Source organism: Bifidobacterium sp., from assembly GCF_022647885.1.
Lineage (GTDB): Bacteria > Actinomycetota > Actinomycetes > Actinomycetales > Bifidobacteriaceae > Bombiscardovia.
Map to the genome: position 1 here is coordinate 1,246,315 of NZ_JALCLM010000001.1, position 24,992 is coordinate 1,271,306.

A 24,992-nucleotide genomic window follows, 5' to 3' on the forward strand; every position below is an offset into this window, starting at 1 on the left:
CACGATTCCAGTCATGTCGGCGCATAACACGCCTGCACCGGCGCAACCAAGTAATGCAGATGTTCCGGTAAGCCGTAAAGAGAGCTTGCGTAGAGACCACGAGCATACGGTTGCGGGGGAGCACCGTCCCATGCGTAGAGCAGACAGGGAAGTCACTGATCCCAATGACATTCGCGCGATCCTTGATGGCTGCGATATTGTTCGCATTGCTTATCAGGACGAAGAAGGGTTAAGCATTGTCCCGGTAAATTTTGGTTACCGCTACGATGCTGACTCAGATTCACCCTCTCTGACATTATTCCTGCACTCTGCTCTCCACGGTCGCAAAATTGATGCGATACGAGCAGCACACAATGCTATGGATGTGGCTTTTGAGATGGAATGTGATTGTGAAGTTATCGAAGGCCGTACTGCGTGTAATTGGAGTGAGTCCTTTACCTCAATTATTGGCACGGGCACAGCAAGCATCATCGAGGACTTTGCCGAAGCAAATACCGCTCTTTCGCTGTTGATGGCAAAGCAAGCGCATATGCCCAATATTCAGTTCACCGAACGTCAACTCGCTACAGTCACGGCTTGGAAGGTCACTACAACCCATTTCACCGCCAAAAATCACCCCAAACCCACCCCACATCGCCACTCTGCATAGGAATATGAGATAACTGCGATAAAAGTGGAGCTAATTACCGGTTTTTTACTCGAAAAGCTCCACTTTTATCGCAGTTATCTTTTGGTTGTTGGTGCGAGGTCGGCTGTCGCTATCTACTGTCAGACTTAAGTGGCGAAAACGGTCCTAAGTGACCAGCGTTTGATAATAGGAAAGGGTATGGCAACAGCAATGTCTCAGGTGAGAAATTTCAAGGAAGCCGGGTTTGACTCCGTCCTTGATGAGCTCGAATGGAGAGGACTGATCGCGCAATCTACCGATAGGCAAGAATTGCGTAAGACGCTCGAAGGCGGGTCAATCACCTATTATTGCGGTTTCGACCCTACTGCGCCTTCCTTGCATATTGGTAATCTCGTGCAATTGCTGGTGATGCGTCATCTCCAAGCTGCAGGTCATCGTCCACTGGCTTTAGTGGGTGGTACCACTGGCCTCATCGGTGATCCCCGCCAATCTGGTGAGCGTAAGCTCAACCCTAAAGAGGTAGTTGAGGGCTGGGTTGAGCAGTTGAAAACTCAGATCAGTCGATTCCTTGATAATGACGGCGACAATGCCGTCAATTTCGTCAATAACTATGACTGGACCGCCACCATGTCAGTTATCGACTTTCTACGTGATGTTGGTAAGAACTTCCGCGTTGGCACCATGCTAAGCAAAGAAACAGTTGCCAAACGTCTCGCATCCGATGAAGGTATTTCCTTTGCGGAGTTCAGTTACCAAGTGTTGCAGGGTAATGATTATCTGCATCTTTTCGATGCCTATGCTTGCAGGTTGCAGATTGGCGGCAACGATCAGTGGGGTAATTTAACCTCCGGCCTTGATTTGATTCGTAAGGTACGCGGAGCCACCGTAAATGTGATGACTAGCCCGTTAATCACTGATGCGCAAGGCAAAAAGTTCGGCAAATCAGAGGGCGGTGCTATTTGGCTTGACCCCAAGATGTTGAGTCCATACCGTTTCTACCAATTCTGGTTTAATCAACCAGATGATCAGGTAATCAAACTACTGAAATACTTCACCTTCTTACCCAAAGCGCGGATCGAAGAACTTGCACAATCTACGCAAGATAATCCTGGCGCTCGTGAAGCACAGCGCGTATTGGCTTGGGAAGTTACGAGCTATGTTCATGGGGAGAAGGCCGCTCAACAGGCGATTGATGCGTCATCATCACTGTTTGGACGTGGTGGAGATATCAATGATATTGATGAATCTACACTCGAAGGTGCGTTGGACGGGCTTAAAGTCAGCAGCATAGAGAATGTCAAAGCTTTCGCTCAGGCAAAGATTGGAGATCGCATCGTCAATGCTGCTGTAGCAGCAAAGCTGTTCCGATCTGTATCAGAAGCTCGTAAGACTATCGCTTCAGGTGGAGTGTACGTAAACAATAAGCGGGTGGAAGACAGCGATGCTGTATTGACCGAGGACGATTTTCTACACGGCAGATTCGCGTTGTTGCGACGCGGGAAAAAGGCGCTGGGAGCGCTAAAACGCTCCTGAACTGAGAATGAGCTCCCCACCATGGTGGGTGATGATCCGCAGCTTTGAGTGCTGCGCAATGAATTATTGAGGATAAGGATACACATATGGCAGAAGATGGAAGCGCATCAGGGCGCGGGGGACAATCTCGTTCAGGTGGTCGTTCACAGGGAAGCAACTCTCGTGGCAAGGCACGACGCTCTTACGGTGAACATCGTTCATCAGGGGAGCATCGTTCTTCGGGGGAGCATAAGTCTTACGGGGATCGTCGTTCATCTGGGGATCGTAGATCATACGGTGAGCATAAGTCTTATGGTGATCGTCGTTCATCAGGCGAGCACAAGTCATATGGTGAGCATCGTTCATCTGGGGATCGTAAGTCCTACGGTGAGCATAAGTCTTACGGGGATCGTCGTTCATCAGGCAGCTATCGCAGTGATGACAGGCGCGGCTCTTCTTCATCATCATATAAAGGTAAGAGCTCAAACTTCCATGCAGATGGTCCAGACCGCCGTCCAAGGCGTGATGGTGGCAAAGATTACCAAAATCGCGATGGTGCAGACCGCAGACAGAGCGATTCTCGTCGTGACTCTTCCTCAAGCCGTGGCGGATATCGTCCGCGTCGAGATAATGAAGGACGCAACAACGAGCGTTCCTCCTACGGGCATCGTAATGGCGGTGGACAGCGGAGCGAGCAGCGTGGTGGCCAGCGTAGTGAAGGGCAGCGCAGTGGGCAACGCAGAGAAGGCTATCGTCCACGTCGTGACTTTGACAATCGTGACGGCGGCGAACGTCGTTATAACTCACACGGTGATAATGAACACCGTTCTCCAAGGCGTGATGACGACAACCGAAGCAGAGGATATCGTGGCGATTCACGACGTGACGAACACCGTGGAGGAGCTCCAAGGCGTGACGATTCTCAGCATGGTAGCTATCGCCGTGGTGGTGATTCACGCGGCGGAGAACATCGTCGCAGCTATGACAATCGTGGCAATGCAGGACGTGACGATCACCGCAGCTATGGCGCTCAAGGTCGCGGTGGCGAAGAGCGTCGTGAATACAAGCACAACGATGGCGCTCGCAGATATGACGATCACCGCAGTAATGATCGTAATCGTGGGCCACGCCGCGAAGGTGACCAACATCAGGGTGAATATCGTCGTCACGATAGTGGTGGATATGGTGATCGCAATGCTCGTGGTGGGCGTAATGAGCACCGTGATCGCGGTGGATACCAACGTCGAGATGATCGCAATGGCGAGCATGGTGCCGAGGGTTCTCAGCGCCTTGACAAGCCACGCCGTAACTCCGATGGTACGATTTCTTTCCCTTCACAAAACCCTTATACCGACCGTCGACCGGACGAGCCAAAAATGCCTAAAGGCATGGAGTGGTCGATGCTTTCCAAGGATGAGAAGGAGCGTTTGCGTGGCCTAAGTAAGGAACACGCAGAAAACGTTGGGCTGCACATGCTTGCCGCTTATGCTGTCGAAGAAGAGGAACCGGAACTCTCTCTCGAACATGCCAAGTGGATTGCCCGTCAAGCATCTCGTATTGATTTAGCTAGAGAAACTTTGGCGTTTATCGCTTATCGTCAAGGCGATTATAAATTGGCTCTCAAGGAGTTCAGAACCGCTTACCGGATGAACGGTTATCTAGATTATTTGCCATTTATGGCAGACTGCGAACGCGGTTTAGGTAATCCTCGCAAGGCTATTGAGGTGGCCTCGTCTGACGAATCTAAGCAACTGCAGGGTGACGCAAAAGCGGAGATGTTCTTGGTATATGCGGGAGCACTTGGTGATCTTGGCCTCTGGGATAAGGCCATAGAAACAGTCCACACTCTCTCGCTCGCTAAAGGACTCTCAGGCGGTTACCGCATGAGGGCTGTGCAGGCTGAGCAAAACTTCCTTGAACAAAACGATCGTAGTGAGGATGCTCTTGCGCTAGAGCCTTTGCTGGACAAGCTTGAAGCTCAATATGCTGACGAAGATGATGAGGAAAGTTCCCAAAATGTTGCTGTGGACTATGACCTCGAGGACCTCTCAGACAGCGAGTTACAGCAAATTGGTATCGAAGCGGAAGACGAAGGTTTTCGGAGGCGGTCATGAGTCGCTATATTCAAGGGACTAACGGTCCTCTTGCTTCGAATTATGCGTTGTCCCTGTTGGATTTGGATGGGGTTGTATATCGAGGTAAAAACCCCGTTGAGCATGCAGCTCAGGCGATTGCTGCGTCTGAGCGGCTGGGTATGAGGGCTTCATATACTACGAATAACCCTTCCCGTTTCCCCAAAACGGTAGCCGATCAACTCCGTGGTTTCGGCATAACCTTGGGTGATGATCAGATTATCACCTCCGCGATTGTTGCAGCTCGTATGTTGGCTAGCCGTTTTGACCAGGGGACAAAGGTATTCGTCGTTGGTGCAGAACATTTGCGTGATGAGTTGCGCAAGGTTGGTATGCAAGTTGTTGATAATGCGGATGACCATCCAGATGTGGTGTTGCAGTCGTGGCATGCCGATTTGACCTTTAATGAGCTTGCACAAGCTGCATATGCTATTGAAGGCGGAGCCGAGTATTACGTTACGAATCGGGATTTGACCATTCCACGTGAACAGGGCATAGCACCTGGTAACGGTGCTCTGCAACTGGCAGTTATCGCAGCAACGGGCAAGCAGCCGGTTGCATCCGCTGGTAAGCCTGAATCTGCGATGTACGACGAAGCTAGAGTGCTGTTTTCCAGAACGGACGACATCGTTCCAGTAGCTCAATCATTACCAGTTGGTGATCGTTTGGATACTGATATTGAAGCCGCGAATCGCGGTGGATACGATTCACTCGTGGTCTTGACAGGCGTTGCTGATGCGCAACAGATACTTACCGCGCCGGAAATACAACGCCCAACTTTCATAGCGAGAGATTTGCGAGGTCTGAATGCTGTGCATCCTCAGCCAGTACAGCGCGCTGATGGATCGTGGCAATGCGGTGATGTAGTGGCCAAGGTGGTAGATAACGGTATCCAGCTCACCAGTTCAGAAGATGTTTCAGTTGGAGCAATCTCAGCAACAGAGGAACAGCAGTATCAGGCAGACGGTCTGGACGCTCTTCGCGCTGTGAGCTGTGCCGCGTGGGAAGCTGCTGATAGTGGTTGCGACCCTGCTCAACTCAGCATTCCTTCTGATCTCTTGACTATCTAAGGTCACTGATTGGTATGGCAGAGGAAGCTACTAACCCAGATCAAACAGATGTCGAGCAAACAGATGTGGAGCAAACGGAAACAGAGCATAGCTCTCTTCTAGATCGTTTTCCCAAGCTGAGCGGCATCGAGGATCAAGATTTTGATACTCAAATTGCTTCTTACTCCGAGGTTTTGAGAATCTTGGAGCAGGATTTGCAACAGCGCAGGAACTGATATGCAAACTCCGGATGTATTCGTCAGTGATGGTCGTCTTGACGCAGTCATTGTGGCGCGAGGACTAGTGAGTTCTAGAACCAGGGCACAGCATCTTATCGACAGTGCTGCAGTCCGAGTTAACGGTGACCTTGCTAGCAAAGCTTCTCAGAGAGTGACTTCGCATGACAGCATCACGATTAATACAGGTGACGATTATGCTTCCAGAGGCGCATACAAGTTATTAGGCGCATTCAAGAGTTTCGAACCATTGGGTTTGCCTTCTCCTCATGAGCATTTCTGCCTAGATATTGGTGCTTCCACAGGAGGATTTACTGATGTGCTTCTACGGCGTGGTGCTCACAAGGTTATTGCTCTGGATGTGGGGCATGGGCAGCTGATTGATCGCATTCGCGAGGATCCACGGGTCGCCGTGATGGAAGGTGCCAACATTCGGGATATCGACCTTGCTGATTTGCCATTCCAGCCCAGTTACGTAGTGTCCGACGTTTCATTCATCTCCCTGCGCTATGTGATTCCAGTAATTGCACGTTTGATTAGCTCTCGTGGGCATGTTGTGCTGTTGGTAAAACCGCAGTTTGAAGTTGGCAAAGAACGACTTGGCAGGCACGGTATTGTCGACAACGATGATATTCGTGAACTCGCCGTCCAATCGGTTGAGCAGTGTGCTCAGTCTTGCGGCTTTTCAGTAAAATCACGCACACCATCGCCAATCACAGGCACTCATGGCAATGTTGAATACCTGTTATGGCTCCAAAAAGACCTCTAGAAGGTCAAATTGAGGTCTCTTATTCGTTTGTGTAGGGATTATTGCTAATACCTCAAGTATTCCTCAGCGCAAGCGATCGATTTTTTGTTGGAATTAAGCCAAATCTTTCTTCTAAAAAACGTTGAGATACTTTTGAATCCCTACACAAACGACAACACTTGTAGTTGGTGATGCCTGAACGAGTCAATATGCCTTCCATTCATGTCAATTTTGGAGCTCGAGATGCCAAATATCAGCTTTTGGGTGTTTTGGGAGTTTCACGTTCAGCCTGTATTGGGTATTGGTGGTTTAGGATTGATAGCGGCGGATAGTCCACAGGTATATTTCACTATGAACTACAACGATAGTGAACCATAATGATGGTGAACTTCACATGCCTATCAGTCCTATAGGGAAGGAACGAGAGTATGGGCCAGCGAAATGCGGTGGTGGTTACTCACAGCCGCTTACGCACCGGCGGTACGGTTGTTCGTGAGGCTGTTGAGCAGCTAAGACAATCTGGTTTTTCTGTTTCCATTATTGACAATCTTGAGGCACCGGAGTTTGGGATGCCGTCTCCTTTGGTCAGTGAAGATACTGAAATCGTTGTAGTGCTTGGTGGTGATGGCACGATACTGCGTGCCGCAGAATTGGTGAAATGTACTAACGTTCCTATTCTCGGTGTGAACTTAGGGCATGTAGGTTTTCTTGCAGAATTTGAAAGTTTTCAAATGAGCGAAGCGATGGGCAAAATTGCTGCTCACGACTATTCGATCGATTCCAGAATGATTGCGCACATTGATGTGTGGCTGCCTGGCGCAGAAAAACCTATCAGCGATTGGGCGTTGAATGATGTGACCTTAGAGCGTTCTGACCGAGGGAAAATGGTCGAGGTCAGCATCCGCGTTGATGATGTAGAGATGAGCTCTTTCAGTTGTGATGGGGTCATTGTGGCCACCCCAACTGGTTCAACCGCATACGCATTCTCTGCAGGCGGGCCGATAATATGGCCTGATGTTAAAGCTCTGCAGTTAGTACCTTTAGCTGCCCATGCCTTGTTCGCACGGCCACTGATTATCGGCTCAGATTCAAAGTTTTCGCTCGATATCCTCGATGAATCCACATCGGATGGGTGGATTTGTTGTGATGGAAGACGTCAACTGGGGTTGCCACGAGGCACTCGTATTGAGGTCAGAGAATCGCATGATACCTTGCGATTAGCCAGACTTTCCGGGGTGCCCTTTACTAGTCGTCTTGTGACGAAATTTGATCTTCCTGTGGTTGGTTGGCGTGAGCACCGATATCACAAGGGACTGCGCCAAAATAGTGCTGGGCAGCATGATGGGCAGCAGATTGCTCAGCAGGCGCAGCAGCAACAGCGAAGCCTAGAAGCGCCAGATCAGAGTGACGGTCAGTAGAAAAGGTGAGCAATGCTTGAGGAACTTGAAATACGCAACCTTGGCCCAATACGGCACGCGGTGCTTTCCACCGGCTCAGGAATGACAGCTATCACTGGTGAAACTGGCGCAGGAAAATCGATGTTGTTGGACGCTTTGCGTTTAGTGTCTGGCGCGTCGATTCAATCAGGTAGAGCTTCGTCAGGCACAAGTAATGACGTGTGGGCACAAGCTGTTTTTGCAGTTTCTCAAGGGTCACAAGCGGACGAATTAGCAAATGATGCCGGTGCCGCAGGCGAGGATGGTGAGCTGTATCTCACCAGATCAGTTCCCTCTCATGGTCGTTCGAGAGCGATGCTTAACGGGCATACGGTTCCACGAAGCGTGCTTGAGAATATCTCGGCGCATATGATTACCATCCATGGTCAGTCAGATCAAATGCGTATGGCATCTTCCGCTCGCCAACGTGAGTTTTTAGATCACTTTGCCAACGACGGTGAGGAACTCGCGGCATACACCAAAGCTTGGGATGCGTTGCAATCTATTAAGCACAAACTCAACATTCTTGAAGGTGAGCAATCCGCTTCAATTGCTCAGGCAACATATTTACGAGAATCAATCGCACGAATTAACGACGTTGATCCTCATAAGGGCGAAGATGAGGAGTTAAAATCTCGCCGCGAACGTATTGAACATGCGGCTGCAATAACTCACGGCGTGGCATCCGCTCTGAGTGCACTAGACCCTTCTCAAATGGATGTAGACGCACAACATGCTGGAGCGCTATCGTTGATTGATGATGCAGCGCGGTCCTTGGAAGATATTCATATCCACGAAGTTTTTGGCGAAGCTGCGGATACATTGAAATCTCTGAGCCAAGAAATTAGTGAAGTGGTTTTTACTCTCAGCGGGCAAATTGATGATGAAGACAGTGCCAGCGATCTCGATACGATTAACGGGAGAATCCACGAGCTAGATGAGTTAACCAAACGTTGGGGTCCGAGTATTGCTGACGTGCTCGTGTGGCGGGATAAAGCAGAAAATGATGTGCAGGATATGGATGCATCACCTGAACGTCTAGCAGCATTACGAGCTGAACTCGATAACTTGAATAAACAAGCAATGGCTGCCGCTGACGCGCTCAGCGTAGTTAGGCGCAAAGCGGCTCAGCAGTTGAGCCAGCGTGTGAGCAAAGAGCTTGAAGCGCTAGCTATGCGAGGATCGATATTAGAAGTCACAGTGAATCCTAGAACGAGTGGTGGGCAGAACTCCAACATTTTAGACGCTCACGGTGGTGACGATATTGAGTTTGTGTTTACAGCATTTCCAGGAGCCCCGCGTTTAGCGATGGGCAAGAGTGCATCGGGCGGCGAGCTCAGCCGATTAATGTTGGGATTAGAGTTAGTTGCCGCTGATCGCAGTGTCGGCACGTCAACAGAAACAGGCTCGCCAAATAATTCCTCGCGAGGTCAGGTAACGGACGCATCAGCAAGCACTCCAGATAGGGGTGTGTTTATTTTTGATGAGGTTGATGCAGGTGTTGGTGGCAAAGCAGCTGTTGAATTAGGTAAACGATTAGCGTTGTTGGCACAAAGTGCTCAAGTGATTGTGGTCACCCATCTCCCACAGGTGGCCTCATGGGCGGACACCCAGTTCGTAGTATCGAAAGGTCTGCGAAACGTTGAGGCTGCACCAAGCGAAGAAGGGGAGATCCAGCAGATTCAAGAGATTCAAACTGTCGTCGAGCGTGTTGAGGGTTTGGAACGTGAACGAGAGATTGCTCGCATGCTAGCGGGCAGTGAATCCGAGACTTCCTTGAGTCATGCTAGAGAACTGCTGCAATCAAGCCGAATTTGAGCTATAGCTGTGAGCCAAGGATATGAGCCCACGTATGAGCTCACGTTGTGCGATTCAGCAGGCACACACACAGCCAAGTGCGTGAAGCAGACAAGATTTCTTGTCGTCATTCGGCGGTAGCGTCGGAACGACTTATGTTACGGGGGAACTCGAAGGAGTTGAGAGAGACCACGGATGAATGTCATCCGTGCCTGACCCTTAGAACCTGTTGGTTAATACCAGCGTAGGGAGGAACAGCAATGAGTACATTAACGCCCGTCCTGTCAATAGCAGGCTCCGATTGTTCGGGTGGTGCGGGTATCCAAGCTGACATTAAATCTATGAGTGCGAACGGTGTGTTTGCCATGTCAGTCATAACTTCTGTAGTTGCAGAAAACACCGCACGAGTCATATCGGTGCTAGATGTGGACGCGAGCATTATTGCTGATCAAATTGATGCAGTATTCGAAGATATTCCACCAAAAGCCGTCAAAGTTGGGATGCTTGACAGTCCCGACATTATGAAGGTCGTGGTCAATAAGCTCAATCAGTATCAGGCACCTAATGTGGTTATTGATCCTGTGATGTATGCCAAGAATGGTGCGCCGCTGATGGATCCATCTTGCATCGGTTGGCTCATAGAAACGGTGATTCCACGCGCTGACGTATTGACTCCTAATATCCCTGAAGCTGAACGTATTGCAGGTATGTCTATTACCGACATGGATACCCAGAGGGAAGCTGCTCAACAGATTCAAGCTATGGGGTGTTCAAGCGTGCTAGTCAAAGGCGGGCATGCCAAAGGTGATGCTACTGATGTGCTTTTCGACGGTGAACGTTTCTTCGAATTCACAGCACCGAGGATTCAGACCAAAAATACGCATGGTACTGGCTGCACATATTCTTCAGCAATCGCTGCAAATTTGGCCTTAGGGTTACCGTTCCACAAGGCAATTGAACGAGCCAAGCAGTATGTCACTATGGCTATTGAACATTCTCTCGAACTTGGTAAAGGTAATGGGCCAACGAATCACTTCTGGGATTTGTATGCTCACGGACTCGACGGTTTCAAGGAGTAAACACGTGAGCAATCATCTCAACAACGGCAAAGCCGCAATCTTTGATTTAGATGGTACCTTGCTCGATTCAATGGGTGTCTGGGATGAGCTGGATGCACAATCTTTGGCGAAACGAAACATTGAAGTTCCTGAGGATTTCAGCACCACCGTCGCATCAATGCAATTTCGAGATATAGCGGTCTATACCATTGCGCGCTTTGGTCTCACTGATACTCCCGAAGACCTCATGCAGGAGTGGAACGGTATGGCTGCAGAAGCTTACGCCACCACGGTGCAGTTGAAACCTCACGCTGCCGAATACTTGGAATATTTGTATGAGTCTGGCGCAAAGCTGGCAGTCGCTACTACGCTACCTCCCGAGTTGCGGAATCCAGCGTTACAGCATGCTGGAATTTCTGAGTATTTCAGCGCTATTTGCAGTGTCGACGATGCTGGCGGTAATGGTAAAGAGCACCCTGACGTGTATCTACATGCCGCGTCGCTGCTAGGGATTGCACCCAAGCATTGCACGGTATTTGAGGATTTGTTGGTCGGTATCAACACCGCTGGAAGCATTGGCATGCATCCGTGGGCGATGTTCGATGCTTCATCTGAACAGCAGTGGCAAGATATCTCTGCATTAGCTGAAGGTGCAATCCACGATTTCTCGGATGCTCCCCGCGAACTGCTCTAAAGTATTCATCCGAAACTGTGCAATAAGCACGCTAAGACCTAGAAATCCTGCCGCCAACGTGCTTATTGGCACAGTTTCAACTTAAGGAGTACCAAGCTATGTCAACAAAACGTCCAGCAGTATTACCAGTTTCCTTCGATCACCTCAGCAGATCAGTCAGCACACCAATAGCACGAAGATTCTATGAGGTTTCCAAGGATGTGTGGCAAGAAGGCTATGAGCAGCCATTCGTGCAAGAACTGGGGAAGGGGACGCTCTCAAAGGAGAGATTCACCTTCTACATGCTTCAGGACTATCTCTATCTCAATGATTATGCCAAAGTGCATGCGCTCGCGATGACTAAGAGTGATGATGACAGAATTATCGAGAGGATGGTGCAAGTGCAACAAGCCATTGTTGGTGAGCGAGATCAGGTGCACAAAAGCTATATTGAGCGCTATGGCATCACTCGTGAACAAATTGAAGGGGCCACGCAATCAGCTTTTGCCAGAGCTTACACCTCGAATATGCTCGCTATCGCTTATGCTAAACCACTGGTTGATGTATTAGTGGCTGTGCTGCCTTGTGCTTGGGTATATGCAGACTATGGCACTCGCTTAGCTCACGACAACAGCGCAACCCTGGCTGCCAATCCTTACAAAGATTGGGTAGACATGTATGCTGCTGATGATTTTTGGCAGAGCGCTGTTTGGCTCCTAGACATCATAGAGGACCAGACTCGAGAGCTTAGTGAGCGCAGACTCAAAGAATTGGACTCGATTTTCCGTGTAGGCGTAGAACACGAATATATGTTTTGGGACAGTGCTTACCGCATGCAGCGCTCATGGAAAGCGCAGTGGGACGAGCGGTGAAGTGCGTAGCGGGACGCACGCTGATGCTCAAGGCATAGCTGCACCCTATCAGTGATACGAACCGATGATAATCGCTACGAAAGCATTATGTTACATCGGTGAATAGTGGTTTCAGGGCTCATCCCTAGCGTTGGGCACAGTGGCAAGCAACCTCAATGATGAGGTGTTTCCACCCTGCCCATAATCTCAGCAGTGCAGTACTCCGCAACGCTAATCAAACCGTATCTAAGCATTCGTCGGGATTGATGTAGCGCTGAAGCGCAAATGTCATTTCGTCAATATTCTCTCGTCACTGTCCGCTCGATACTGTCCGCTGTAGTAATCGCTGCACTACCTAAGAGCAGCGACAATTTGGCAAATATGAATATATACGCAAAAATTAACCTATTCGCATAAAACTGAACTATACGTATAATAAATTAAGTCAGTGGTTAAACCCATGTTTTTGGGCATTCCCCCTAACGTGCATCTGGATTTCCAGATTCTCGTGATCGTTGCACTACTAGTGCTGTGGATCAGAGCTCGGTAGCTGTTAGCACCGGTCGCGGGGGGGGGGCGTCTTGTCGGTCGTTGAAGGGGAGTTATTGGTATGGAGTCGGACGTGTTGCTCTCTCACGAAGGTGAGAGTGCGGATATTAATGAAATAACGCCGGAAGTGGCTGGGGCAAAGCATGTTCGTGGTTCCGGACCATCGCCTGAAGAAGAACACAAGAATCGCAAGCGCGCGCTGCCTTGGATTTTGGTTGGCGTGCTGCTGTTGGCGTTGTTGGGTGGCTTGGCGGCTTGGTGGTTAATGCGTCCTGCAGAGACTCATGAGGCTGGCGGCGTCAGTTGGGCGCAAGGTCAGTCATCTGAGTCGGGGACTCCGTTGCAGCCTGGGAGCGTGCGTATTGCCGGGTATCCCAAGGTGGAAGTTACCGGCGGCTCTGTGGCTCATGCACCTATCAAAAACTCTGCAGAAAACACTTTCGCAGTGTCATACATTTTAGATTTGGATGGGGAGACGCTCTGGGAAAGCGGCTTAATTAAACCTGGCGTGGAGGTGGGAGAGCAGCGTCTTTCCCGTGCTCTTTCACCCGGCGTTCATAAGGCTACGTGGCTGGTTCAGGCGTGGACTTTGGATGAGAAAGATCCACAGGGATTAAACAAGGTGGAAATGCCTTGTGAAATCACCGTGGCTCAGTAGTAATCAAGAAACAACAATGAGTAAAGGATTGAAGATCATGACTACAACAAGCAACAAGCTTCGTTTCGCTGCTGGTGCAGCCGCCCTTGCATTGCTCGCCTCAGCTTCCTTCGTGGGTGCCGCTAGCGCAGCAGAAGTTGGCACTGGTGATCACAATATTGATGTCACTGTCCAGATTTATGCCGATGATGCGGCAGTAGTGGTAACTCTGCCTTCCGGCTTCAACCTGGATGGTAATGCACCTGATGATGTGTCTGAGTGGGTTGGCGACAGCGGCAACATTTCCATCGATGAGGCAACAGGATTCAATGTTGCTGTGAATATTGCGGAAATCAGCGACAACAAACTGGTCGTGAGCTCGGGCAGTAATGACTTGGAGTATGGCGTCAGAATCAATACCGGAACAGAAATCACTGCGCAGGATGGTACAGAGCTGCTTACTGCCGGTGATGGAGAAACCGCAACTGGAACATTGCAAGCTCGTTTCGTTGGTGGTGTGGTTGACAGTGATGCCGAGGCTGGCGACTACTCAGGTCAACTAACCTTCACTGTCGTAGCTGAAGAAGCAGAATAAGTCAGGTTTCTATTGCGAAATATTGGAATATCACTGTGTTGGAATATCACAGTGTTGGCAATTTCAACAGTTTCGCAATCTCATGTAGTGACGGCGATTGTGCTTGTTAAACCATCGCCAATGGATGTGTGCCGTGTCTTGGTGTTGGGAGTGCGGCACAGACGGTATCAATACCGTACTTATGGTCGCGTGCACACACACGCGACCACCACTCAACATTCCCAGTGGTAGTGGTGCACATGATGCGGAATTGGTGAGCGAGGCTTCGCTCGCAACAATCTCTTCAAAGAAGTGGTGAGGGTTCAATGAGACAGAACAGCATTCCAGCGCAGGTGCGACGGGTTCAGGTGCCGCAGGCACAGAGGAACGCACGACTGCGCCCGCAAAAGCGTCTGCTGAGTATGCTGCTATTGCTCCTCACCTGTGTAGCCGCCAGCATCATCTGCGCCAACGTCTTAACCCCACAACCAGCATCCGCGAGTGATGAACAGGGTTACGGCAACGATGGGTATTTCAGCGCGTTGAAAGCTGCCAAGATTGATGGCAGTAAAGTTTTGCCTGTGCTTGATGCGGACAGCGCCACTGTTCCGCAAGGAGATGGCTGGGCAAACACACGCCGGATATTGTTTGGTAAACAGGGGAATCAACAAACCTACAACAATTATTCGCTACAAAGTGGATACAAAACACTTGGCTTCGGAGACATTCCCTCTAAGATAGCCGACAATGCCGTTGGCAGTGGTGGGCAATCTAAGAAAACCTATACCACTGGAATTCAAAGCAATGAAGCATTGCTATTCTCTGAAGCGGTTGTTGCAGAAGGTGTGAAATTTGATACCACTACAAATAAGAAAAACACCTTCGAGTATCAACTAGCAGGCTACCAATCGAATCTTGCTACAGTATTGGATGCACCAAATAGTACTGCAGACATTGCTGGCATGAACTACTCTCCATTCGAACAAGATGTGATGACAGCAACTGAACTTAAAGGCGTTTGTGTAGCAGATAACACCGAAGGTTGCAGTTATGGTGGTAATTGGACTTACACAGAACATCGCACCACAAATGCATATAAAGTGTTTCCACTTTCCTACGGTGATTTGAATGTGTATTTTGGTACTGACAGCTCTAACAAGAACGACAACCTCGCATTATCAACCGGAGAAAAGAGTAGAAGTTATTGGCTCCGTTCTCCGGACATGAATGGCGGTCAAGCGGGGTACGTGAATTATCAGTATTTAATACCAAGCGAAATTACAGTGGATAACTCAGATGAAGCTGTAAGACCAGCTTTCCTCCTAAACGTCTCTAATCTGCTCCTTGCTGCTGAGAGTACTGATCAATCTCAGTTGCCGTTAGCTGTTACAGATGCTGACAAGGACAAGTCGCTGCGCCTCACCTTTGCTGATGAGGGTGAGTTGGTGACGCGCTTGAAGTTTGACAGCGTAACGGTGGCTGAGGGGTCTGATGTGCAGGTTCAGGCTAGAGGCACCATTGCGGTTTCTGGTTCCTCCACGTTCGACGCTGACGCCGATGGCTGGGGTTGGAAGATTATTGATCCCGCCGCTACAGATGGTAGCGTGCTCGCGTCAGGACTAACCTCCGGTGACGGGAATATTACCATTCCTGATTCGCTCGTTGCTTGGCACGATTACGAACTCTATGTGTGGGCGCAAGAAAATGGTAGCGCCGAAGAGGGTTGGTCAAACAGGGCCACTGAACCGGTGAAAATTACTCTCGAAGCAGTTGACACCACTGTCGATTTAGGTGCTGACGGGTATTTCAGCACGCTCACGAGCGATAGCCAGAATATTTCTGCTGGTGACTATGCAACAACCCGTCGTATCGTATTCGGTAAGCAAAGCAGCAATGGCACCTACACTGGGCGCACACTCACTGCCGGCTACAAAGTACTCGCAGTAGGGGCAATCACCAGTTCAGCACAGAATCCCTTCGCATCGGGTAACAGCACATCATCCAATACCACTCTGCTTGGCTCCAAAGAGGCGTTGCTCTTCTCTCAAGACACAGTTACGAGCGCTTTCCGCTTCACGGGTGATCAGAACTCCGCAGTATTCGACAGTGTCATCGGCGAATATTCTTCATCGTTAGCTGCCACATCAAAGCAAGTTGGCAAGCAGAACTACGCACCTTTCGAGCAGAAACTCCTACGTTCAAGGCCAGTCGAAGGTGTGTGCGGCTCAACCGCAGCCTCATGCGAAAGTGGCAGCCAGCCTACAGACAATACTTCCGCATTTAGCTATCTCACCTTCCCGCTCTCAGGAGGGGATCTCAGGAACTCTATGGGTCATTCGAGCGGCGCTAGTGCCGATACAAATCTGGCTAATAACGCCAGTTACTGGCTGCGCTCCTCAAAATGGGATACCACAAAAAACGCTTTGTATGTGAACAGCGAGGGAGGCGTACAATCAACGCACGCTATCAATGCGGAAGCGGGATTACGCCCAGCATTCAGACTCAAGCTCAACCGCTTGGTGTTAGCGGCTAACAATACCGATCAGTCGCAAACCGCAGGTGACACACGCCTCACCTTCGCAGATATGAATGCAACATTAAGCAATGTGAAGGTAAACGGCTCAACGGATTTGAATGCAAAGATAACTGTTGAACAAGGGCAATCGCTGAAAGTTGAAGGTTCAAGCACACTCGCCGCAGCTGACGGTTGGGGTTGGAAGATTATCAATACCGAACAGTCTAGTGTGGTGGTGGAGTCAGGGTATGCGCCTGGTGTGGATGCCACTGATATCACCATACCTACTACCGTGCGTTCAGGGGATACGTATGAGTTGTGGCTCTGGCAGCAGCACACTGGCAATGCGTCTGAGGGGTTGAGTAACCAGGGGACTGTGCCAGTTAAGGTTAATTTGCGAGTTCTTTCGCTTTATGGTCCGGACGGGTATTTCAGTGAATTAGTTGACGGTTACAAGCCAGTCAAAACCGACGGCAGAGCAAACAACAGAAATATACTCTTCGGCAAGACCAAGAACCAAACGTCATACTCGAACACTACTGTCTGGGACAATGACAACGTTACTGAAGTGGGTGGTAAGAGTAAAACCATAGGTGTAGGGCCCGTGACAAGTGTTAAACAGTCTGGTTGGTCGACAAGTTTGCTTGCCAATGAGGTGTTGCTTTTTAGTAATTCTTCAGTGAGCACAGCAATAAAGTTTAATGATGACAAACCTTCAACTAATCGTTTTGATTGGTCTGATGGATACCAGTCGATGGTTAGCAAAGTTTCATCAGGGGTGGCATCAACAAATTATTCTGACATTGAATTGGCATCGTTACGCGATGACACAGTGGAAGGCGTATGCAAAGTTATTACTGGATGCAATAGCACATCCCCGCAACGAAACGCAGAGTCTTCAATGTCACATCAATCATATCGGGTATTTCCAATTTCTGCGACGGACATACCTACGTACTTCGGTGGCACGCTGACTTCTGGCGATCAAGACGGACTCGCCTGTGAAAGCGTCGGTGCTTGTGGAAATAGCACGCAGACTTATTTCACAAGATCCCCTTTCGGAGGTGTTCAGGACAAGAACATCATCTATGTTGTGGGTTCAAAAGGTAGTGTCTACGGAACAAACGGAAACCATGGGTTGCGTGTTGCCACTCGTTTGAGTTTAAAGAACCTAATTCTAACTGCAGAAAGCACTTCGCAGGCTCAGAGAGACACGGGTGATTTGCGCCTGACTCTCACTCAACCTAATGCACTATTAACGTTGACGAAGTTAACGGCAACTAAGAATTCCGACGCCATTGATTTGTCGCTCGAAGGTACGTCAACAGGGATTACACAGTCTGGCTTGGGTTGGAAGTTGGTTGATCCACTCACCAATAAGGTAAAAGCCTCAGGTCGTACCAACTCCGATGTGAGCACTGACGGCAACATGACGATACCAAGCACGGTTGCCGCTGGTGACTATGACCTCTATGTTTGGGGTCAGCAGGACGGTAGCGCCGAGCAGGGTTGGTCAAATACTGCTACCAAACCTCTGCGTACCACCTTAACCATTCCGGACAGTAGCTCTAGCGACGAGCCAACAACTCAACACCCTGAGCTTCCTGACTACGAACTCATTATTCCTAGCGGCTTTGTACTCGACGGTACTCACCGTGGAGAAGATTCCAACTGGGTTGGTGAATCAGACAATGTTCAGATAGTGGTCAACACTCTAGAATCTGATAGCCATCTGGATGTGAGTGTGAACGCCGAGTCGGATGATAATACTTTCGCCCTCACCAACGAGAGTGGCACAGCCACTTCGACATTCAAAGTTCGTCAGAACGATGCTTCTCACACGAACTCGGCGCTTAGCAGCGGTGACAGTATTTTCGATATTGGTAGCACAGGCACGTTCAACACGTCGTTGCAGGTGAACTGGGATGACGATGGAAACAAAGTCCCTATAAATCTCAAAGCCGGTAAATATCAAGGGAAGCTGCTGTTTTCTGTTACGGAGGTGAACTGATGTTGCACCGATTGATTCGACAAAGCGGAGATAACGCGGTGCTGCTATCGCGAGGATTGTTGGGTACGTTTAGTGTTCTTGCTGCTGTACTGATGATGTTCGCTGCTGTTGCGTTACCCCAATCCGCTTCGGCGGTCGGACATGGCAACAGTTCAATTCCTGTGAAATGGAGTTGGGACGGCACCTATCCAATGTTGCGGATAAACACCAGTGCAGAAGTCACTAAACGTGTGCGTGTAGGCAACAACATCGTATTTGAAGACGCAGTGTTTTGGGACGATAAATCTTCAATAGAAAACGATAAAGCTGTCACTAGAGAAATCATTGAGCATCCTGTGCAAGGAGCTGCAAGCCTAGGTTCCGTACATTACAGCGCCGTTGACGCCCAGCCTGGAACCTATCCTTTCGTGGTTCGTTATACCAGTATTTGGGGCCAACAGATAGATGTGACCTATACAGCAATCGTCTACACCGAAAGTATTGTGGATGATGTAGTCGATGCGGTGACTGGCGGTTCCAGCCAAAGCGCTATACAAGCCCGTGATCGTCTCGCCTCAACAGGTGCAGACCTAGGCAAACTGCTCATCATGGCAGCCTTCGCCTTCACAGCTTTCCTCATCTGCGGAGGCGCTCGCCACTTCCAAAGGCGCACCTCTGCCTCAAACTCTCACGTTCTAACTACCTCTCTTTAGCTCCTTTGGCTGAGAGAGGGAGTTAACCTCACAGCGATGACAGCTCAACATTAAGTGTCGCAGCATTGCTAGCAGAGGTTAGCTAACGGTGATCTTCGATATTGCCTTTACATCATCATTTGTTTGCCAAGTGAATCACCTTTGAGGTTGAGCATGAGAGATGTCGCTATTATTGTTCCTCCAAAACCTTGGACTGGGATAACTGTCAAAGCATTGCGCGACGAAATAGCGCGAGGTGGCGACGAGGTATTTGGGCTGAGTTATCAAGTGGTATATCTGTGGTATTCGAGGGTATTACTTAGCGTGGTAGAAGAACTCAATGGACTCGAATATCATCGTGTCCTAGACGAGAATCCAGTAATTTCTTTTCGAGTGAAAACAGTGGACACGCTGCGCGACAAGCTTATACGGCAGGACAGTACTCCGCTGTTTCGTATTCACGACATCATTGGTGCAAGAGTCACAGCGAATATGACGTTGCAGCAGCAGAATGAGTTAGTTCGTATAATTGCCGCTAATTTTCCAAAGTGTCGTATATCAGATTTACGATATCATCCACATACTGGTTATAGAGCAGTTCATGTGATTTGTAGACTTCAGCGTGGAATTTTTGTTGAGATACAAGTCAGAACGGCATTGCAGGATGGATGGGCTAACTGTTTCGAGGCGATTTCTGATAGGTATGGCAGAGAAATACGTTATGGCGAATTCCCTGTTGATGAGGATGCATCAAGAGTTGTGAATGAGATGATGGAGCTTTCGCGAGAATGCGGTAGTTTAGAAGAGTGGCTTTCTTTTTATTCTTCAGGGAGCAAAGTATTGGCGCTGAGTCGCGTATCCGATGCAGTCAGCAGACTTCGTCAGGCTGAAAATTATATACAAACTCCACAGCTTGAGCGTTTCTTTGAGATGATTGGTAAGTACATACGTGCTTTACAATTACCGGATGAGCAAGGAGGTGCGCGTGGTCGGAATGATAATCAGATACAACCGGAAAACCGGCGATAGAATCGTGCGCGAGTACCCTGGTTCGGAGGGTTATTTGGATGCTGTCAATGATTTCGAATTCCGTATGAATATTGGTAAGCATCAGGGTGACTGGGAATTAGCTGTCATTGGTTCTGATTCGTTTGATTCAATACGAACTACGCATTCACGATACTTTACAGGTCACGAGATACTTGGCTCTCTTATGTGAAATGTCGGTTCTTTCTAGGCAAACTGCTCATCATGGCAGTCTTCGCCTTCACAGCCTTCCTCATCTGCGGAGGCGCTCGCCACTTCCAAAGGCGCACCTCAGTCTCAAGCTCAGACTCTCACGCTCTAACTACCTCTCTCTAGCTTCTTTTCATGAAACAGTACATATTCGTGAAAGAGCTGTGCTATGGTGTTAGCCATGTCCTTTAACTCATGTTGTTGTCGCTGACCAAAGCCTACGAGGCTGTCGGCTGACAACGCATAATTTGAGATAGGACTTGTGAATTCTGACTGAGTAGATTGATACTCAGATGTCAACACAAATACCCACAGTTACTGTTCAGCAATAATGCTGCCTGACAATAACGAGCAATAGCTTTCAAGGGTTTGACTAATAGCAGATATCGCAAATACGAGCATGAATAGCACTCGATATGTTCTGGTGATTCGATTACTGATCGAACTAATTCAGGAATATTCGAACATCGCTCAACGTCACAGAACCAGCAAGACTCCTGTTGTTATGTATCACCCACAGCACTCGCACGGCGCTTCCCATCAATAGCAAGCACCAAATAAAGCGAGGAATAATGAACATCTCAACAAATGTAGCTGGTCTGATAGGTAATACACCGCTCGTAGAGCTACACAGCGTTACCGATGACGTGCGTGCACGAGTGGTGGTCAAGGTTGAATACTTCAATCCCGGTGGATCATCGAAGGATCGCATTGCAGAGCGAATCATCACGGCTGCCGAGCACAGTGGGCAACTTCGCCCAGGTGGCACCATCGTAGAACCGACCAGTGGCAACACCGGTGTAGGTCTTGCTCTTGTTGCTCAGCAGCGTGGATACCGCACAATTTTCGTGGTGCCCGACAAAGTTTCGGAAGATAAGCGTGCAGTATTGCGAGCTTATGGAGCCGAGGTTATTGTGACACCAACTGAGGCTGGCCCAGACGATCCACGTTCATACTATGCAGTTTCAGACCGTCTTGCTCAAGAAATTCCTGGGGCATTCAAGCCAAATCAATATTCAAATCCTAATGGACCAGAGAGTCATTATCGTTCTACAGGACCGGAAATCTGGCGTGATACCGATCAGAAACTCACACACTTTGTGGCCGGCATTGGGACCGGAGGGACCATCACAGGCACGGGACGTTTTTTTAAAGAGGCTTCTCAAGGCCAAGTTCAAATAATAGGTGCCGATCCAGAAGGGTCAATCTATTCAAATCCAGAAGATGTGCATCAGTATTTAGTTGAAGGAGTCGGAGAAGACTTCTATCCGCAAGCTTTCGACCCCTCGATTCCTGATGAAGTTGTGCAGGTCAGCGATGCGGAAGCATTCGAAATGACACGGCGCATGGCTCGTGAAGAAGGGCTCTTGGTAGGAGGCTCTTCTGGCATGGCAGTTGCAGCAGCTTTAAAATCGGCACGAATGCATGGCTTAGACGAGAACTCTTTAATGGTGGTACTACTTCCGGATTCGGGAAGGGGATACCTTTCAAAAATATTTTCGGATGACTGGATGAGAGAGAATGGATTTGCTGACGTCGTAGTGCGCACTTCTTCCCCCTCAGCATTAAGCCTGATGTAGAAGAAATTCTTTCGGCTGTGTTCCACACTTCATCCAACAGTCCATCCATCATCATATTCAACACACTCGGTTCAATACCGAAGCACAGAATTTCATCAGATTACTAGAAAGAGCAACACCAGATTATGAGCAACACATATGCAGAGAAGAATATCGCCACTCGAGCAATCCATGCAGGGCAGGAACCAGATCCCACCACAGGTGCGGTAGTTCCACCAATTTATATGTCTTCTACGTTTAAGCAAGATGGAGTTGGTGGGCTTCGCGGCGGCTACGAATACAGCCGCTCTACGAATCCAACCCGAGATGCTTTTGATCAACAACTGGCAGCAGTGGAAGGCGCAAAATATTCAATCTCCTTCTCATCAGGTCTTGCAGCAATTGATGTGTTGCTTCGTTCATTCTTAAAACCAGGTGACAGTATTTTGCTCGGTAATGATGTATATGGTGGAACATATCGTCTGCTGAGTAAAGTGTTTGGTCCTTGGAGAATCGGTTTAGATGTGCTGGATGTTACCGATACTGCAGCTGTTGAGAAGCAACTGCAGACTAAACATTATGCAGTGGTGTGGCTAGAAACGCCTTCGAATCCTTTACTTCGTATCACAGATATTCAAGCTGTGGCTCAAGCCTCACATCAGCAGGGAACTAAGGTAGTCGTTGACAATACCTTTGCTTCTCCGGCACTTCAGCATCCCTTGGAGGACGGTGCCGATGTGGTGATCTATTCCACCACCAAATACATCGGCGGACATTCTGATGTAGTTGGCGGTGCTGTGCTCCTAGATGATGATGAGCTCCATGAACAGGTTGCTTTCTTGCAAAATGCTGCTGGCGCGGTTCCTTCCCCATTCGACTCATGGCTAGCTATCAGAGGACTCAAAACACTCGAACTTCGTGTGAAAAGGCATAGCGCCAACGCTTTGGCATTAGCAAAGCATCTTGAACAGCGTCCTGAAATTGAGCGTGTGTGGTACCCAGGATTGGAATCACATCCAGGTCATGAGATTGCTGCACGTCAAATGCATGGAGGTTTCGGTGGTGTCGTTTCAGTGCAACTGGCCGGTGGTATGGATGCGGCGAAGCGATTTGTGGCATCCACACAAATCTTCACACTTGCCGAATCATTAGGTGGCGTGGAATCGCTTATTGAACATCCTGCAGCTATGACTCACGCATCTGTCTCAGGTACAGCTCTGCAAGTTCCAGATAATTTGGTTCGTCTCTCTGTCGGTGTCGAAGGAGAGCAGGATCTCATCGCAGATATTGATCAAGCACTCGATAATCTGAGCAATTAAGGTCAATTTTGGCCCCAGTAGCCACTTCATTTCGTTTGTGTAGGGATTTATGGTGAGACCGAGAGTATCTGGAATATAGAAATGGCGGAATACCGCGCTTTTGGCGAGCAGCGGGAAGGGTATCTTCCCGCGAATCCCTACACAAACGAACTAGACGCGATTGTTGAAGCCTGAAGAGTGGATTTCTTGGTGGATTTCTTGGTGAATTTCAGTTATTTAACTTGCTGGCGATAGATTCAACATAATCCGTCATACCATTGATGTCGGTTACATCGTGGAAACGGACATCAGCAGATTCCAAAGCGCGCAGAGCCTTCGGCGCTGTGGTACCAGTAGCTTCTGCAAGTACATCCATGCACGCGAAGTCACTTTCGGGTGTCTGAAGACCAAGTGCTTCATTAACTACGCGTGGGAACTTATATGGGCTCGCGGTTGAGAGCAGCACTCGTGGAGTTAGAGGATCAGCTTCCATGTGCGACATCACATGATATCCGCAGGCGGTGTGTGGATCAATGACGTAATGATGAGCTTTCCAACATTCGCGTATGGCAGTTTTTACTTGCTCCTCATCAGCCCAACCACCATCAAAAATTCCCCCAATTGCTGTTTTCAGTGTTTCGGGGATTTCGTAGCGACCAGTTTCTGTGAGTTCTTTCATCAACAATGAGATGAGGTCTGTGTCGCCTTCGGACAAGTAATACAGCATGCGTTCCAGATTGGAAGAAATGAGAATATCCATACTGGGGGAGATGGTCGTGAAGAAATCACGATTGCGGTCATACACACCAGTTGAGAGGAAGTCGAAGAGCACATTGTTACGGTCGCTAGCCACGGTCAGCTTGGAAATTGGCAAGCCCATCCGACGCGCGTAATATCCGGCAAGAATGTCACCAAAGTTGCCGGTCGGTACGCAGAACTCAACCTCGTCGCCAACATTAATGACTTGCTGTGAAAGGAGTTGAGCATATGCCACGAAGTAATAGACCACTTGTGGCACTAGACGCCCGACATTAATAGAGTTGGCTGAAGAGAGCACAGTATGAGAAGAGGAAGCTAGTCGCTTTGACAATGCTTCATCTGCAAAAATATTTTTTACTGCGCTCTGAGCATCGTCAAAGTTGCCACGGACTGCGCACACCGCAACGTTTCCACCAGACTGTGTACTCATTTGCAGTTGCTGAACTTCGCTGACCTGTCCTTCAGGATAAAACACGGTAATGCCAGTTCCTGGCGCATCAGCAAAACCTGCGAGTGCAGCTTTGCCGGTATCTCCTGAGGTTGCCGTGAGAATCATGACACGTTCATCGCCAGTACTATCTGCTTGAACGGTACGCGTCATAAAACGGGGCAATATTTGCAGCGCAACATCTTTGAAAGCACTTGTGGGACCGTTGAATAGTTCGAGCACATAGTCGTCGCCGAGTGCTTTGAGCGGAGTGATTGCAGGATCGGACCATTGCTTTCCATATGCTTCTGTAACGCAATCGCGAAGCTCCTCGTCAGAGAAGTCTGGAAGCAAAGCACCCAATACTTCAACTGCGATGTCTTGATACGACTTATCAGCAATAGTGCCGAGATCAATCTGTTGCTCACCGAGGGAATCCGTAACAAAGAGTCCGCCGTCTGAGGCGATCCCCTTGCGGATGGCCTGCTTCGCGGTGAGCGAATCTGTGGTGCTACGTGTGCTATGGAATGTATTCACGGTCAAATCCTCGGCATCCTTAGGTTTCGGAGACTGATTTCGGCTGCTGGCGTACCAAAGCCGACTGAAACTGAGTCTATCTGCAGCTCTAGGCAAGCA

At 49.1% G+C, this 24,992-nt stretch carries 20 protein-coding genes and 1 riboswitch; of the genes, 19 read left to right on the plus strand and 1 reads right to left on the minus strand.

All coding sequences use genetic code 11. The annotated features are described in order from the left end of the window. Positions 1–130 precede the first annotated feature (130 nt). The 19 genes from LKI20_RS05345 (at position 131) to LKI20_RS05435 (ending at position 23,191) form a co-directional block, all read left to right on the plus strand. A complete protein-coding gene (locus LKI20_RS05345) occupies positions 131–649 on the plus strand; it encodes a pyridoxamine 5'-phosphate oxidase family protein (protein ID WP_434734943.1) in 519 nt (172 codons plus the stop codon). Positions 650–838: 189 nt separating this feature from the next. Beyond that, positions 839–2,161, plus strand: a complete 1,323-nt coding sequence (gene tyrS / locus LKI20_RS05350) for a tyrosine--tRNA ligase (protein WP_291773386.1) — start codon at positions 839–841, stop codon at positions 2,159–2,161. Between the two features lie 86 nt (positions 2,162–2,247). Then, positions 2,248–4,254, plus strand: a complete 2,007-nt coding sequence (locus tag LKI20_RS05355) for a hypothetical protein (protein WP_291771224.1) — start codon at positions 2,248–2,250, stop codon at positions 4,252–4,254. After that, complete coding sequence (locus LKI20_RS05360; protein ID WP_291771227.1) at positions 4,251–5,342, plus strand: HAD-IIA family hydrolase; 1,092 nt, start codon at positions 4,251–4,253, stop codon at positions 5,340–5,342. The genes LKI20_RS05355 and LKI20_RS05360 overlap by 4 nt, the downstream gene beginning before the upstream one ends. Positions 5,343–5,356: 14 nt before the next feature. Then, positions 5,357–5,557 (plus strand): hypothetical protein, encoded by a 201-nt coding sequence (locus LKI20_RS05365; protein ID WP_291771229.1) that lies wholly within the window; start codon positions 5,357–5,359, stop codon positions 5,555–5,557. 1 nt (position 5,558) lies between these two features. Next, complete coding sequence (locus tag LKI20_RS05370; protein ID WP_291771232.1) at positions 5,559–6,326, plus strand: TlyA family RNA methyltransferase; 768 nt, start codon at positions 5,559–5,561, stop codon at positions 6,324–6,326. A gap of 222 nt (positions 6,327–6,548) precedes the next feature. Then, positions 6,549–6,683 (plus strand): hypothetical protein, encoded by a 135-nt coding sequence (locus LKI20_RS05375; protein ID WP_291771234.1) that lies wholly within the window; start codon positions 6,549–6,551, stop codon positions 6,681–6,683. 50 nt (positions 6,684–6,733) lie between these two features. After that, positions 6,734–7,723, plus strand: coding sequence for an NAD kinase (locus LKI20_RS05380; protein ID WP_291771236.1), 990 nt, complete (start codon positions 6,734–6,736; stop codon positions 7,721–7,723). Positions 7,724–7,735: 12 nt separating this feature from the next. After that, a complete protein-coding gene (locus tag LKI20_RS05385) occupies positions 7,736–9,559 on the plus strand; it encodes a DNA repair protein RecN (RefSeq protein ID WP_291771238.1) in 1,824 nt (607 codons plus the stop codon). Positions 9,560–9,690: 131 nt separating this feature from the next. After that, positions 9,691–9,806, plus strand: a riboswitch (TPP riboswitch). Beyond that, entirely contained in the window at positions 9,799–10,617 is an 819-nt protein-coding gene (gene thiD / locus LKI20_RS05390; RefSeq protein WP_291771240.1) for a bifunctional hydroxymethylpyrimidine kinase/phosphomethylpyrimidine kinase, read from the plus strand. Its footprint overlaps the riboswitch before it by 8 nt. A 4-nt stretch (positions 10,618–10,621) precedes the next feature. Then, a complete protein-coding gene (locus LKI20_RS05395) occupies positions 10,622–11,290 on the plus strand; it encodes an HAD family hydrolase (RefSeq protein WP_291771244.1) in 669 nt (222 codons plus the stop codon). A gap of 98 nt (positions 11,291–11,388) precedes the next feature. Beyond that, on the plus strand, positions 11,389–12,141 hold the full coding sequence (gene tenA, locus LKI20_RS05400; protein ID WP_291771248.1) for a thiaminase II: 753 nt from the start codon (positions 11,389–11,391) through the stop codon (positions 12,139–12,141). 589 nt (positions 12,142–12,730) lie between these two features. After that, on the plus strand, positions 12,731–13,327 hold the full coding sequence (locus LKI20_RS05405) for a hypothetical protein (protein WP_291771250.1): 597 nt from the start codon (positions 12,731–12,733) through the stop codon (positions 13,325–13,327). A gap of 37 nt (positions 13,328–13,364) precedes the next feature. After that, complete coding sequence (locus tag LKI20_RS05410) at positions 13,365–13,901, plus strand: hypothetical protein (protein WP_291771252.1); 537 nt, start codon at positions 13,365–13,367, stop codon at positions 13,899–13,901. Positions 13,902–14,206: 305 nt separating this feature from the next. Further along, positions 14,207–18,406: a DUF6273 domain-containing protein gene (locus LKI20_RS05415; RefSeq protein ID WP_291771254.1), complete on the plus strand. Its 4,200-nt coding sequence runs from the start codon at positions 14,207–14,209 to the stop codon at positions 18,404–18,406. Then, the gene (locus tag LKI20_RS05420) at positions 18,406–19,098 is read left to right on the plus strand and encodes a hypothetical protein (protein ID WP_291771256.1); all 693 of its coding nucleotides are present in this window, start codon (positions 18,406–18,408) and stop codon (positions 19,096–19,098) included. The genes LKI20_RS05415 and LKI20_RS05420 overlap by 1 nt, the downstream gene beginning before the upstream one ends. 153 nt (positions 19,099–19,251) lie before the next feature. Then, positions 19,252–20,106, plus strand: a complete 855-nt coding sequence (locus LKI20_RS05425) for a hypothetical protein (RefSeq protein ID WP_291771258.1) — start codon at positions 19,252–19,254, stop codon at positions 20,104–20,106. A 779-nt stretch (positions 20,107–20,885) separates the two neighbouring features. Then, positions 20,886–21,893, plus strand: a complete 1,008-nt coding sequence (locus LKI20_RS05430; RefSeq protein ID WP_291771260.1) for a pyridoxal-phosphate dependent enzyme — start codon at positions 20,886–20,888, stop codon at positions 21,891–21,893. A 125-nt stretch (positions 21,894–22,018) separates the two neighbouring features. Continuing rightward, a complete protein-coding gene (locus LKI20_RS05435; RefSeq protein WP_291771263.1) occupies positions 22,019–23,191 on the plus strand; it encodes a cystathionine gamma-synthase in 1,173 nt (390 codons plus the stop codon). Positions 23,192–23,399: 208 nt separating this feature from the next. Here LKI20_RS05435 and thrC read toward each other — a convergent pair whose 3' ends face one another. Beyond that, the gene (gene thrC, locus LKI20_RS05440) at positions 23,400–24,893 is read right to left on the minus strand and encodes a threonine synthase (protein ID WP_291773388.1); all 1,494 of its coding nucleotides are present in this window, start codon (positions 24,891–24,893) and stop codon (positions 23,400–23,402) included. Positions 24,894–24,992: the final 99 nt, after the last annotated feature.